General features: G+C 70.8%; 10 protein-coding genes and 1 pseudogene. 6 read left to right on the forward strand and 5 right to left on the reverse strand.

From position 1 onward, the window contains the following. Positions 1-404: 404 nt before the first annotated feature. The gene (locus tag ACN6LD_RS10385; RefSeq protein WP_319189770.1) at positions 405-2,042 is read left to right on the forward strand and encodes a protein kinase domain-containing protein; all 1,638 of its coding nucleotides are present in this window, start codon (positions 405-407) and stop codon (positions 2,040-2,042) included. 379 nt (positions 2,043-2,421) lie between these two features. After that, positions 2,422-4,176, forward strand: coding sequence for a cellulase family glycosylhydrolase (locus ACN6LD_RS10390; protein WP_445042955.1), 1,755 nt, complete (start codon positions 2,422-2,424; stop codon positions 4,174-4,176). Positions 4,177-4,442: 266 nt separating this feature from the next. Here the strand turns inward: ACN6LD_RS10390 and ACN6LD_RS10395 are convergent, their stop codons facing one another. Genes ACN6LD_RS10395 through ACN6LD_RS10405 form a run of 3 tightly spaced genes read right to left on the reverse strand, consistent with a single transcriptional unit; the run spans position 4,443 to position 6,341 of the window. Continuing rightward, the gene (locus ACN6LD_RS10395) at positions 4,443-4,853 is read right to left on the reverse strand and encodes a nuclear transport factor 2 family protein (RefSeq protein WP_445042956.1); all 411 of its coding nucleotides are present in this window, start codon (positions 4,851-4,853) and stop codon (positions 4,443-4,445) included. Position 4,854: 1 nt separating this feature from the next. After that, positions 4,855-5,661 carry an MBL fold metallo-hydrolase gene (locus ACN6LD_RS10400; protein WP_319189766.1) on the reverse strand — a complete coding sequence of 269 codons (807 nt, stop codon included), beginning with the start codon at positions 5,659-5,661 and terminating at the stop codon, positions 4,855-4,857. A gap of 53 nt (positions 5,662-5,714) precedes the next feature. Next, positions 5,715-6,341: a DsbA family protein gene (locus ACN6LD_RS10405; RefSeq protein ID WP_319189765.1), complete on the reverse strand. Its 627-nt coding sequence runs from the start codon at positions 6,339-6,341 to the stop codon at positions 5,715-5,717. Between the two features lie 424 nt (positions 6,342-6,765). Between ACN6LD_RS10405 and ACN6LD_RS10410 the strand changes: the two genes are divergently transcribed. Continuing rightward, positions 6,766-8,109: a jacalin-like lectin gene (locus ACN6LD_RS10410; RefSeq protein ID WP_445042957.1), complete on the forward strand. Its 1,344-nt coding sequence runs from the start codon at positions 6,766-6,768 to the stop codon at positions 8,107-8,109. A gap of 90 nt (positions 8,110-8,199) precedes the next feature. On the opposite strand, the gene ACN6LD_RS10415 is transcribed toward ACN6LD_RS10410, so the two are convergent. Continuing rightward, positions 8,200-9,108, reverse strand: coding sequence for an AraC family transcriptional regulator (locus ACN6LD_RS10415; RefSeq protein ID WP_445042958.1), 909 nt, complete (start codon positions 9,106-9,108; stop codon positions 8,200-8,202). A gap of 128 nt (positions 9,109-9,236) precedes the next feature. On the opposite strand from ACN6LD_RS10415, the gene ACN6LD_RS10420 reads away from it, so the two are divergent. The 3 genes from ACN6LD_RS10420 to ACN6LD_RS10430 all read left to right on the forward strand — a co-directional run bounded on the left by ACN6LD_RS10420 (position 9,237) and on the right by ACN6LD_RS10430 (position 12,029). Next, positions 9,237-10,013, forward strand: coding sequence for an MBL fold metallo-hydrolase (locus tag ACN6LD_RS10420; protein WP_445042959.1), 777 nt, complete (start codon positions 9,237-9,239; stop codon positions 10,011-10,013). Between the two features lie 178 nt (positions 10,014-10,191). Beyond that, complete coding sequence (locus ACN6LD_RS10425; protein ID WP_319189758.1) at positions 10,192-11,460, forward strand: multidrug effflux MFS transporter; 1,269 nt, start codon at positions 10,192-10,194, stop codon at positions 11,458-11,460. 71 nt (positions 11,461-11,531) lie between these two features. Continuing rightward, positions 11,532-12,029, forward strand: coding sequence for a MarR family winged helix-turn-helix transcriptional regulator (locus tag ACN6LD_RS10430; RefSeq protein WP_445042960.1), 498 nt, complete (start codon positions 11,532-11,534; stop codon positions 12,027-12,029). Here ACN6LD_RS10430 and ACN6LD_RS10435 read toward each other — a convergent pair. Next, positions 11,992-12,333: pseudogene (locus ACN6LD_RS10435) on the reverse strand (hypothetical protein); the annotation flags it as partial. The gene ACN6LD_RS10430 and the pseudogene ACN6LD_RS10435 sit on opposite strands and share 38 nt — an antisense overlap.

Below are 12,333 nucleotides of genomic sequence, written 5' to 3' on the forward strand. Positions count from 1 at the left end.
TCTCCCCTGGGTGCTGTCGTCGCCGGTCAGGAACGGTGCGCTTTGCCGAAAGTAGAGTACATGGCTTCTATATCCATGGCTACTATCGACTCCCTGCGGCGGCCGCGCCCCGGAGCGGAGCCGCACCTCGGAGCCCTCGCGGACCTCGCCGCCGTCAAGGCGGGGCACGGCAGAAGTCGCCGATTCGCTGAACGAACGCGCAGGCTGGGCTAGCCTCGTCTTCCATGGGGGCGAACTAACGTTCATCGAAAGTCACTTCGGGGGAATTCTTGTCGGGACAGCGACCGGGACCTGCTGACGATGCGGCGGCCACGCTGCGGCAGACCGGTGCCTCACCACTGCGGCTCGGCGACCCCGGACGCGTCGGCCCGTATATGCCGGTGGCACTGTTAGGCAGTGGGGGCATGGGACGCGTCTACCTGGCCCGTCCCACGGACGGGAGTCCGGGACTGGTCGCACTGAAGGTGATCAGGCCCGAGTACGCCGAGGATCCGAGCTTCCGGCGCCGGTTCGAACGGGAGGCGTCGGTGCACGCCCGGCTTCGGACGCCGCACACGCCACGGCTGTGCGGTACGGGCTTCGAGGACGAACTGCTGTGGATGGCCACGGAATACCTCCCCGGCTTCGACCTGGCGGAGGCCGTACGCGAGGACGGCACCCTGGAGACGGCCGCCGTCTGGCGTCTGGTGGGGGAACTGGGCGGGGCGCTCGCCGAGCTCGCCGTCGAGGGGATCGTGCACCGGGACCTGAAGCCGTCCAATGTGCTGCTGTCCGTCCGGGGCGCGCACGTGATCGACTTCGGCATCTCCAAGGCCGCGGACGCGAGTGCCATCACCGGTACGGGCAACCGCGTGGGCACACCGGCCTACATGTCGCCCGAGCACCTGCGGGAGGGCCGCTCCGACACGGCGTCGGACGTGTTCTCGCTCGCCGGGACGCTGGCCTACGCGCTGACGGGCCGGGCCCCGTTCGGCGACGGCACCGGCGTCGACGTGATGCACCGGGTGGCGTTCGAGGAACCCCACCCCGAGGTGATCGGTGAGATCTCCGCGGCGGACCCGGAGCTCGGCGCGCTGCTGACCGCCTGTCTGGCCAAGGAGCCCGCACAGCGCCCGACGCCGCAGCAGCTCATCGCCACGGCCGGGACCCACGCCGTGCCGGCCGACTGGCCGGAGCCGCTGAACGCGAAGGTGCGGGCCCGGCAGCGGGCGTACGAGGCGCTGCTCCGCCTGCCGGCCGCCGGCACGCCCCGCCTGCGGTCGGCGGGTGACCCGTCGGCGGTCCCGGCCGGGCCGACGCATGAGCCCGAGCCACCCGTTGCGCCCGTCGCCCGCGTTGCGTCACCGTCGGCGGAGAACGACCCGGACGCGACACCGGCCGGACGGTCGGGAACGGCCCAGACCCCCGCGCGGAACCGGCGGAAGCCGCTGCTGATCGCCGCCGCGGCCCTCTCGACCTGCGCCGTGGGCGCGGCGGCCTTTCTGCTCACCGGCCAGGATCACCCCGCCACCGCCTCTCCGGAAACCGGCGTCACGACGGCCGTCGGCGTCGAACCCGGCGCAGCCTCCACGCCACCGGTCTCCCCCGGTACGAGCGTGAACGCCCGCCCCGACGTGGACGGCGCAGCCGTCGAGAACCGCGGCGGCACGACCGGGACCGCCTCCCCGGGCGCCGAGCCGTCGGCATCCCCCGCCGGCGGACGCGTCAACGCCTCGGCTCCCGGCGCCGCACCGGACGCTTCCCCCTCCGCCACGCCCTCCAGCGCCGCGCCGTCCCCCGTGACCGACACGGCGCCCTGGCTCTCCGAGTGCACGTACTACGCCGGCAAGGCACGCACCCGCCTCGGCGACACCGGCAGACGCGTACAGCAGGTTCAGTGCATGCTGTCCAAGCGCGGGTACGGCGAGGGCGGCGCCGACGCGGACGGTGAGTTCGGGGCCGGCACACAGGCGGCGGTCCAGACCTTCCAGAGCGACCGTGGGCTCAAGGCCAACGGCGTCGTGCGACCCGACACCTGGAACGCGCTGCGCACCACCGACTGACGGATCCGGCGGGATGACGCTTCGCGGCGCCTCCGGGCCGGTGCGGGCAAGGACACAGACCCCACGGAGTGGACCCCTGCCCAGTCCTGAGGCGGCGCGTTGAAGCGCTTCGACACTGCCGGCCCGTTCCTTGCACCGTCAATAACCGGGCGAGCGTGAAGTCCAGGGGCTATCACCTCTTGTTCAGTGAGGAGCATGTCACTAACCTTCACCGCCAGGTGAAGCGCTTCGACACTCGCCGGGAACGCTGCCTGCGCGGCTGACGAGCGGACCTCCCGAACAGGCCTCGCGCTTCCTCCGAGAAGGGCCCGTCCTCTCCACCACCTGTTCCTCACCCCACCGGCGGAATCCCCGCTCGGGCTACGAAGAAGGGTCAGAGATGAAGGGAAGTCACCACTCCACCGGCCTCCGCAGAGGCGACCCCCGGCGTCTGCTCGGCCTCATGGTGGCGCTGGTCGCCGCGATGGGGCTGACCGGAACCACCGCCCTCGCCGCACCCCACGAGAACGGGTCCGCGGCGCCCGCGCACCGGGCGCAGAGCCCCATGAGCACGGTGGCCGCGATGCAGCCCAGCTGGAACCTGGGCAACACCCTGGACGCCATCCCCGACGAGACGTCCTGGGGCAACCCGCAGGCCGCCAAAGCCCTGTTCGACACCGTCAAGACCCAGGGCTTCCGCAGTGTCCGGATCCCCGTGACGTGGACCGACCACCAGTCCCCCACCGCCCCCTATGCCATCGACGCGGCGTGGATGAACCGCGTCAAGCAGGTGGTCGACCTGGCCCTGGCCGACGACCTCTACGTCGTGATCAACGTTCACCACGACTCGTGGCAGTGGCTCGCCGCCATGCCCACCGACCATGACGGCGTCCTGGCCCGCTTCAAAGCCACCTGGACCCAGATCGCCGCCACGTTCCGGGACGCCCCGCAGAGCCTGCTCTTCGAGAGCAACAACGAACCGCAGTTCACCAACACCACCGACGCCCAGGGCATCCAGTACAACAACGAGCTGAACGCCGCGTTCCACGCGCTGGTGCGCCGGTCCGGCGGCAACAACGCCACCCGTCTGCTCGTCCTGCCGACCCTGCACACCAATTCCGGCCAGACGTTCCTGGACGCCCTGGCCGGAGCGATGCGGTCGCTCAACGACCCCAACCTCGTGCCCACCGTGCACTACTACGGCTACTACCCGTTCAGCGTGAACGTGGCGGGCGGCACGCAGTTCGACGCCACCTCGCAGAAGGACATGAGCGACCACTTCGCCCGCATCCGCTCCACGTTCACCTCCAAGGGCATCCCCGTCTACCTCGGTGAATACGGTCTGCTGGCGTACCCCGACTCCAACCATCCCTCCCGGATCGAGCGGGGCGAGGCGCTCAAGTACTACGAGCAACTCGGCTACGAGGCCCGCACCGCCGGCGTGACGACGGCCCTGTGGGACCCCGGGACCTGGGCCTACCTCAACCGAACGACACAGCAGTGGAGCGACCCCGCGCTGTTCGCCGCGATCAGGTCCAGCTGGACCACCCGCTCGGGAACCGCCTCCTCGGACCGGATCTTCCTGGCGAAGTCGAGCGCCGTCACGGCCAGGTCGCTCACGCTGAACCCGAACGGCACCGCCTTCCAGGGCCTCTGGCAGGGCAGCACACGGCTGGTCCAGGGCCGGGACTACTCCCTCTCCGGAAACCAGCTCACGCTGACGGCCTCCGCGCTGACCCGCCTGGCCGGCAACCGGGCCTACGGGGTCAACTCGACGATCGAGGCCCGGTTCTCCCTCGGCCTGCCCTGGCAGATCCACGTGACCACGTACGACAGGCCGGTGCTGTCCGACGCGAACGGCGACACCGGCCCTCTCGCCGTCCCCACCCAGTACCGGGGCGACCAGCTGGCGACCATGGAGGCCAGGTACGCCGACGGCGGCAACGCCGGCCCGACGAACTGGACTCCGTTCCAGGAGTTCAACGTGTCCTTCAGCCCTGACTACTCCGGCAACCGGCTCCTCCTCACCCCCGACTTCCTCAACGCACTGCGCGACAACGCGCAGGCAACGCTCGTCTTCCACTTCTGGAGCGGCGCCACCGTGACCTACCGCGTGCTCAAGAACGGAGGTTCGGTGACGGGAACCGTCGCCTGACCGGTCCTCACCCGGGACACGGTCCTCCCGCGTGGAACAGGGGCGGGCTGTGGCCGGACGCGAACAGGGGCGGGCTGTGGCCGGACGCGAACAGGGGCGGGGTGTGCCCGGACGCGCCACGAAGGCTCACCGCCAGGCCGTCGGGCGAGCGGATGCGGGTGGGCGGGAAGTCGTCCTCCTCCACCGCCCGTACGCCGCGACGCGACGCGGTGCGTCGCGGCGTACGGGCGCTGGTGCGGATGTGGTGGTGGAGCCGGCCGGACGGGTCAGTCGGCCATGGCGTCGCGGACGAGCGCGGTGTCGACGAACTGCTCGAAGCGGACGATGAGTCCGCCGCGCACGACGAAGTGGTGCGCCACCCGGACGTCGATCGCCTTGCCGGTGACGTTGTTGCGGGCGGTGTACCGGGCCAGTACGACGACGTTCTCACCGTCGACGACGTAGGTGTCGTCGTGGGCCGTCCAGCCCGTCCAGTCCTTGCCCAGCTGTTCCATCACGTTGGCGGTGACGCCGTCGGGAGTGCGGTAGGTGCCGGCGAGGGGGAATCCGGCCATCTCCGTCCACTCGACGTCCGGGGCGAGGGTGGCCCGGAGGGCCTCCAGGTCACCGGCCGCGGAGGCCAGGTACTGGCGGCGTACGACGTCTGCGGGGGCGGCGGAGGTCGCGAACTCGCTCATGTCAGCCCCACTTCATTTCGCCCTTGGCGACCTTCGCGCCGATCTGTGCGGCGATGAGCATCCCGTTGTCCGGGTAGCGCTCGACCAGCGCCTCGGTCAGGGCGGCGCCGTCGGCGGCCTTGCCGAGCTCCTCCTCGAAGGCGAGCAGATAGTCGCGGGTGGCGGTGATGGCGGTCGCGTCCGCCGCCGTGCCCGGCAGACGGTGACCCGGTACGACCAGTTCCGGGTTCAGGGCGGCCATCTCGCCGAGGACGTCGATCCAGGCGGCGCGGTCACCGGGAGTGGGGGTGTCGGCGACCCACACGTGCTCCTGCTGGAAGAGCAGGACACCGCCGAGCAGGGCGCGGTGCTCGGCCTGCCACAGGTAGTGGCGGTCCGGCAGCGCGGCCGGGCCGCCCTTGAGCTGGAAGGTGTGGCCTTCCAGGGTGATGTCCCCGGTGAGGGGCTCGAGGTCCACCAGGCGGGTGGGCAGGTTGGGGCCGAGTGCCGCCCACGCCTTGAGCTTGCCCTCGTAGGAGTGCTGGATGTGCTCGATGACGAGCGGGGTGGCGACGAACCTGGCTCCCGGGAAGGCGTCGGCAAGAACCTCGGCGCCGAAGTAGAAGTCGGGGTCGGCGTGACTGACGAAGACCGTGGTCAGCTGCTTGCCGGAGTCGAGGATCTCGGCGGCCAGGCGGTGCCCGTCGGCGCGGGTGAAGGCGGCGTCCACCAGCAGCGCCTCGTTCTCGCCGGTGACGAGGGTGGCGGTCTTGTTCTTGCTGCCGACCGGGAAGTCGAGGTCGATGATCTTGAAGTCGAGCGTGCTCATGATGGTTCCTTCGGGGGTGATCGGGGACGGGGTGGCGGTAGGGGACGGGGCGGTCAGGACGGGCCGGGGACGGAGAACGCCGCGAGACGCCGCTCCACCTCGCCGGTGGTGGCTCGGCCGCGCGCCAGCACGGTCGTGCGCTCGCCGTCGACCGCGAGGAGGGTGGGGAAGCCGTCGACGCCGAGCGCGGCGGCGCGAGCGAAGTCGGCTTCGGCCGCGGTCCGCGTCCCGGGCGCTTCGAAGGCGGAGACGGCATCCGCCGCACCCAGGCCCGCATGCTCGGCGATCTTCCGGTAGGTCTCCGGATCGGAGAGGCTGAGCCCGTCGACGTAGAAGGCGTGCTGCAGAGCCACGGCCAGTTCCGCCGCACGCGCGGGAGCGGCTTGCGTGAGGGCGGCGAGCCCACGGGCGGCCGCCTCCGAGTCCATGACGAAGGAGCCGTCGGCGATCAGCTTCTCGTACGCCTCGCCGAACTCGGCGCCGGTCTGCTCGGCGATGGCGGCGTTGGCGCCCTGGACGTACCCGAACTCGCGGATCGGCACCCGGCGCGATCCGGTGAACAGGCCTCCGGAGACGACCTCGACGGCGAGCTCCGGATGCCGTGACGTCACCTCGCTGAGCGTCGGGGAGAAACCGTGCGACCAACCGCAGTAGGCGTCGAAAACATAGATCAGCTTCATCGAGGACCTCGACAGAAAGGTGTGGCGCCCGCCTGGTGCGAGCGGTTCACCGGACCAACAATACCTGACTCGTCAGATATTCCGGGGATCGCACGGGCCGCCCGGCGAGCGCGTCCGTCACCCGCTCACCCTTCGCCGCAGCCCTGCCCCTGCCCCTGCCCCTGCCCCTGCCCGCCACCCACTCACCCCTGCCGCAGCTCACGAACGCCATCAGGGGACTCGGGTCAAATGGCCGCCAAACATGCATCCGTTCGGCCGCATGTCGAGAGGTTCACCTGTCCGACACCGGGCGGCCAGCCACAGCCCGCCCCATGGACTAGACCGCGCGGTCAAGATTTGATCTCCCTCGACAGAGGCGACGACAGAAGCGAGTTACCAGCGGTAAGTTCCCGCTGCCCCTCCCCACTCACAGGAGCTCCCCTTCATGCGCCGTCTTCTCACCTGCTTCACGGCCGCGGCCATCACCTGCGGCGGATTCGTCGCGACCGCGACGCCCGCCGCCGCGGATCCGGCGTCCGGCTCGTTCAGCACCCTCACCTACAACGTCGCAGGACTGCCGGCGATCCTGTCCAGCGCCTCCACGCCCCGCGACACCAGCACCACGGCCATCGGCCAGCGCATCGCGCCCTACGACATCGTGCACGTCGAGGAGGACTTCAACTACCACTCCTACCTCTACGCCGCCGACACCGCACACGCCTACCGCACCCCGACCAGCGGCGGCGCCGGCATCGGCAGCGGGCTCAACACGCTGTCCAAACTCCCCTACGACGCCGACGACTTCGAGCGGGTGCACTGGAACTCCTGTCAGGTCGACTCCGGCGACTGCCTGACTCCGAAGGGCTTCACGTTCATACGGGAACGGCTCGCCGAGGGCGTCTACGTCGACTTCTACAACCTGCACACCAACGCCGGCACCAACGACGGCGACCTCGCCTCACGCGCCGACAACCTCACCCAGCTGACGGCCTTCATCAAGACCCACTCCGCCGGCAACGCGGTCGTGGTCATGGGCGACACCAACACCCGCTACACGCGCTCCGGCGACACCATCGCCGAGTTCGCCGCCGGCAACGGACTCACCGACGCCTGGGTGAAACTCGTCCGCGGCGGCACCCCGCCCGCCAAGGGCACCGACGCCCTGGTCTGCGACCAGACCGGCCCCACCGTGCCCAACACCTGCGAGGTCGTCGACAAGGTCCTCTACCGCGGCAGCGCACTGGTCACGCTCGACGCCACGTCCTACAACAACGAGCACGCCAAGTTCCTCACCGCCGACGGACTCATGCTCTCCGACCACGACCCCGTCGCCGTCGGATTCTCCTGGTCGCGCAACCCCGCCTACCAGCTCAGCGACCAGTTCGGCGGACCCCACGGCGACTACTACAACGACATCGACGCCGTACCCGCCGGAGCGAGCCCCGTCAGCATCTCGCTGCGCAGCGGCTCCCGCGTCGACGGCGTGGCTCTGACCCTCGCGGGCGGCAAGGTCCTCACCCACGGCGGCACCGGCGGCACGGTGTCGACGCTGACCATGGGCAGCGGTGAGTACGTCACCTCCGCCCAGCTGTGCCAGGGCCAGAAGGACGGCCTCACGCGCGTCTTCTCCGCCAAGTTCACCACTAACCTCGGCCGCAGCCTGTCCGGCGGGACCACCACGTCCGACTGCGTGACGCGCACCGCGCCGTCGGGGTGGCAGCTCTCCGGGTTCCACGGCCGCGCCGGGGACGAGATCGACAAGCTCGGCTTCATCTACACGAAGCGCTGACCCTCGCCGAGCCTTGGATGCACCGAGAAAACGCGGCGGCGGCCTCAGGGCCGTCGCCGCGTGCCGTCCCGGCCCCGACGCCGGACCGGGTCACTGCTGAGTCCGGTGCACCTGCCGGAAAGCACCGGGGGTGACAGCGGTGTGACGGGTGAAGAACTTGCCGAAGTTGGTGGGTTCGGGAAAGCCGAGACGGCGGGCGATCGTCGCCACGGGTTCGTCGGTGTGGGCGAGCAGACGTTGCGCCTCCAGCGCGACACGGCCGTCGATGACGTGTTTGACGGGCTGACCGGTGGCGGCAATGCAGGCCCGGGTGAGGGTCTTGACCGTGTAGCCGAGGCGGTGCGCGTAGTCGGCGGCGCGGCGTGTGGCCGCGTAGGAGCGTTCCAGCTCGGCGCGGAAGCGGGCGTACACCTCGCCGCCGGCGTGCGGGTCGGCGCCGCCTTCGGCGTGGGGCAGCCGGTCGATCTGCAACAGCACCGTGGCCAGCAGGAGTTGCAGGATCTCCGCCGAGACGGCTTGTTCCGGCCGGCCGTACTCCGCCCGCAACTGGCCCAGCAGAGTGGACAGCACCGCGTACGTGGGGCTCGCCCCCAGTTGCCGGCACACGGGCCCGTACCACTCGTTCACCAGCCGGTCGGCGCTGCTGCTGTGCGGCGGGAAGGCCGGGGTGAACAGCAGGTGCGTGCCGTTGGCGGTGCCCGGCCGCACAAAACTCTGCACCTGACCGGGACGGACCCACAGCAGGGTGCCCGGGCGGCAGGGGTACGTCACGAAGTCGACGGCATGCTCTCCGCTGCCCTCGGTGATGAGGGTCAAGGTGTGGAAGTCGACGCGGTGCACCAGGTCGGGCCGCCTGCCTCGGCGGCGCCGCCGTTCGTGCAGTGTCGCGAGGTCGATGACCTCGAAGCCGGGGACGTGCTCGTGGGGCGGATCGAAGCCGAGCCGGAGGATGGCTCCGCCGTCCGCCGGACCGGGACCGTCGGGGTGTACGGGAGCCATCACTGTCTCCGAATGTCCTCGAATTACCATGCAGTGTCTCCAGGCTATCTCGCCCGCCTGCGGTTTCACGACGAGAGTGGAGGACATCACGACGGCGAGCGGCCGTCCTTCACCGCAGGAGCATCCTCATGAACGGCACGGTCACGGTCCTCGACAAGGGCGCGGTCCGCATCCACAGCTACATGTCCCCGGCGGACACCTTCCACGCCACCACCCAGCTGATCGAGACCCCGGCCCGGATCGTCGCGATCGACGCCCAGCTGAACCCGGCCTACGCCGACGAGGCCGCCGCCTACGCCCGGGGGCTCGGCAAGCCGATCGACCGGCTCATCGTCACCCACGCGCACCCGGACCACTACAACGGCGCGGCGAGCTTCGACGCGCCGGTCCACGTACTGCCCCGGGTGCGCGAGCAGATCGCCGCGCGCCCCGCCGGCAAGCTGCCCAGTGGACTGGTCGTTCCCGCCACCGACCTGACTCCGAGCACGGACATCACGCCCGGCACCGAGGTGATCGACGGCGTCCCGTTCGTGTTCGAGGCCGTCTCCGGCGGTGAGGCCGCGGACCAACTCGTCGTCAAGCTGCCCGACCAGGGCGTGCTGGTGGCCCAGGACCTCGTTTACCACGACGTCCACCTCTACCTGGGCAACAACGACGTCACCGGCTGGCAGCAGCTGGTCGACGCGCTGGCCGCCGAGTCCGGCTACGACACGATCCTCGCAGGTCACGGCCTGCCCGCCGGACCGGAGGTCTACGAGGAGATCCGCGGCTACCTCGCCGACGCGCGGGAGCTGCTCGGCGACGACGGTCAGGCGTACAAGAAGGCGATCGTGGACCGCTACCCCGCGTATGTCGGTCCGTTCATCATCGACATCGCCAACCGGTCCCTCTTCCCCGCCGCCTGACCGAGTCGCCTTCCCCTCGAATCGCCGACTTCCGGTCCCGGATCGCCGACCCGCGGCCGAGTTGATGGCCGGACAGGTGGGCGGCGCCGTGCTGGACCTCGTCCTGGCCCACCTTCTACCGCTGACGCCACGGGCCCTCCCCCGCGGCCCGCCGCTCCGCGCCTCCCCAGGAACATCCATGTCCGAGACACCCCAGACCGCCGAGGACGCACAGCGTCACCGAACGGATCCGCACGCTCCCGGCCGACCCCACCGCCTGGCACTCGTCCTGATCCTGGGGTCCCTGACCGCGCTCGGCCCGCTCACCATCGACCTCTACCTGCCCGCCCTCCCCCAGGTCAGCGGCGACCTGCACGTCTCACAGACCGTCACGCAACTGACCCTTACGGCGTTCATGATCGGCATCGCCGTCGGCCAGCTGGTCATCGGCCCGCTCAGCGACACGCTGGGCCGACGCCGACCGCTGCTGACGGGGCTGGCCGTGTACGTCACGGCGGGCGCTCTGTGCGCCCTCGCCCCGAATGCCGGCATGCTCGTCGCCCTGCGTCTGGTGCAGGGGCTCGCCGGCGCAGCGGGCATCGTCGTCGCGCGGGCCGTCGTCCGCGATCTGTACGACGGACTCGCCGCCGCCCGTCTGCTGTCCTCGCTGATGCTGGTGTCCGGCACCGCTCCGATCCTCGCGCCCGTGCTCGGCGCCCAGTTGCTGCGCCTGACCTCGTGGCGTGGCGTCTTCGCCGCCCTCACCGCGCTGGGGCTGGTGGTCCTCGCCGCCACCGTCCCACTGATGACCGAGACCCTGCCGGCGTCGCGTCGCCGTGCCGGCGGGCTGCCCACCACGTTGCGCACCATGCGCGACCTGCTCCGCGAAGGCCGCTTCACCGGCTATCTGCTCACCGGCAGCCTCAGCTTCGCCGCCCTGTTCGCCTACATCTCCGGCTCCTCGTTCACCCTCCAGCGGATCTACGGGGCCTCCCCGCAGACGTACAGCCTGCTCTTCGCCCTCAACTCCGTCGGACTGGTCGCCACGGGCCGGCTGAACGGCACGTTCCTGCTGGGCCGCTTCCCCACGCACCGAGTGCTGGCGGCGGGCCTGGCTCTGCTCGGCTGCGCCGGCACCGCGCTGGTTCTCCTCGTCACCGCCACCCAGGCGGGGCTGCCCTGGATCGCCGGCGCTCTGTTCCTCACCGCGTGTCCGGTCGGCATGATCCTGCCCACCACCACCGCCCTCTGCCTGCAACGTGCTCCCCATGCGGCGGGCAGCGCCTCCGCCCTGCTGGGCACCGCGCAGTTCCTCATGGGCGCCCTGGCGCCCGCCCTGGCCGGTCTGGGCGATCAGTCCACCGCGCTGCCCATGGCCGCGTCGGTCCTCGGCCTCGCACTGGCCGCGGCCGGCTGCTTCCTCGCCCTGTGTCGACCCTGGGCGGCTTCCGACCCGCTGGCCCGGTGAGTGACCCGGCCGGAACATGACCCCGCCCGCTCCTCCGATCACGAACCCTCTCAGGAAACGAGCCCCTCTCCATGACGGAAGCCCCTGCCACGGCGGACATCGAGGCCTGCGAGACACTCGCGCTGTTCAGCCGCCTGCTCGAAACCTCGGTGAACAGGGCGCTGCAACGTCAGTTCGGTGTCTCCCTGGAGGAGCACGCGGTGCTTTTTCTCCTGCACAGATCCGGCGGCCAGGTCCTGCACGTCACCGACGTGGCCACTTCCCTCGGCTTCTCCAGAAGCCGCGTGTCACGCTGCGTCAACCGCCAGTGCCTGCGGGGACGACTGAGCCGCACGCCCTGCCCGAGGGACGCGCGCGCGGCCCACGTGGCGCTCACCGAGCAGGGCACGGCCTTTGTGCAGCAGCTCGGCCGCGCCTACCGGGCCGCCGTGCGCGCCGGCCTCGGCTCGCTGCACATCGGATCGGAGGACGTCACCGAGCTGGTGCGGCGACTCCCGCCCCTCACCGAGCGGTACACGCGCCCGAGACCGCTCAGCGCGTGCTCCGGACGCCCACGCCCCACCGCCTGAACCCAGTGGCACAGCGCTGCTGGTCGGGCTGCCGTCCGCTGGTGCCGGACGTGAGCATGAAGTAGACGCCGCCCCGCTCGAACAGCGCCGGCGCCTCCCGGAAGGTGCCGGGCCACGGGTCGGCGACCAGGCTGTCGATGCCGATGCAGTCGGCGTTCGGCGTGTACATGCCGAGGTCGGCGTTCCCGTTCGAGACGCGACGACGCAGGCCGTGCCGTCGTCGTCCTGGACCGGCAGGTCGTCGGCCTCCGACCGTCACGGTCTCGTGGGACAGCGCGTCTGCGAGCCGGGGGGGGGGGGGGGG

It is taken from the genome of Streptomyces sp. SAS_272 (genome assembly GCF_052543235.1).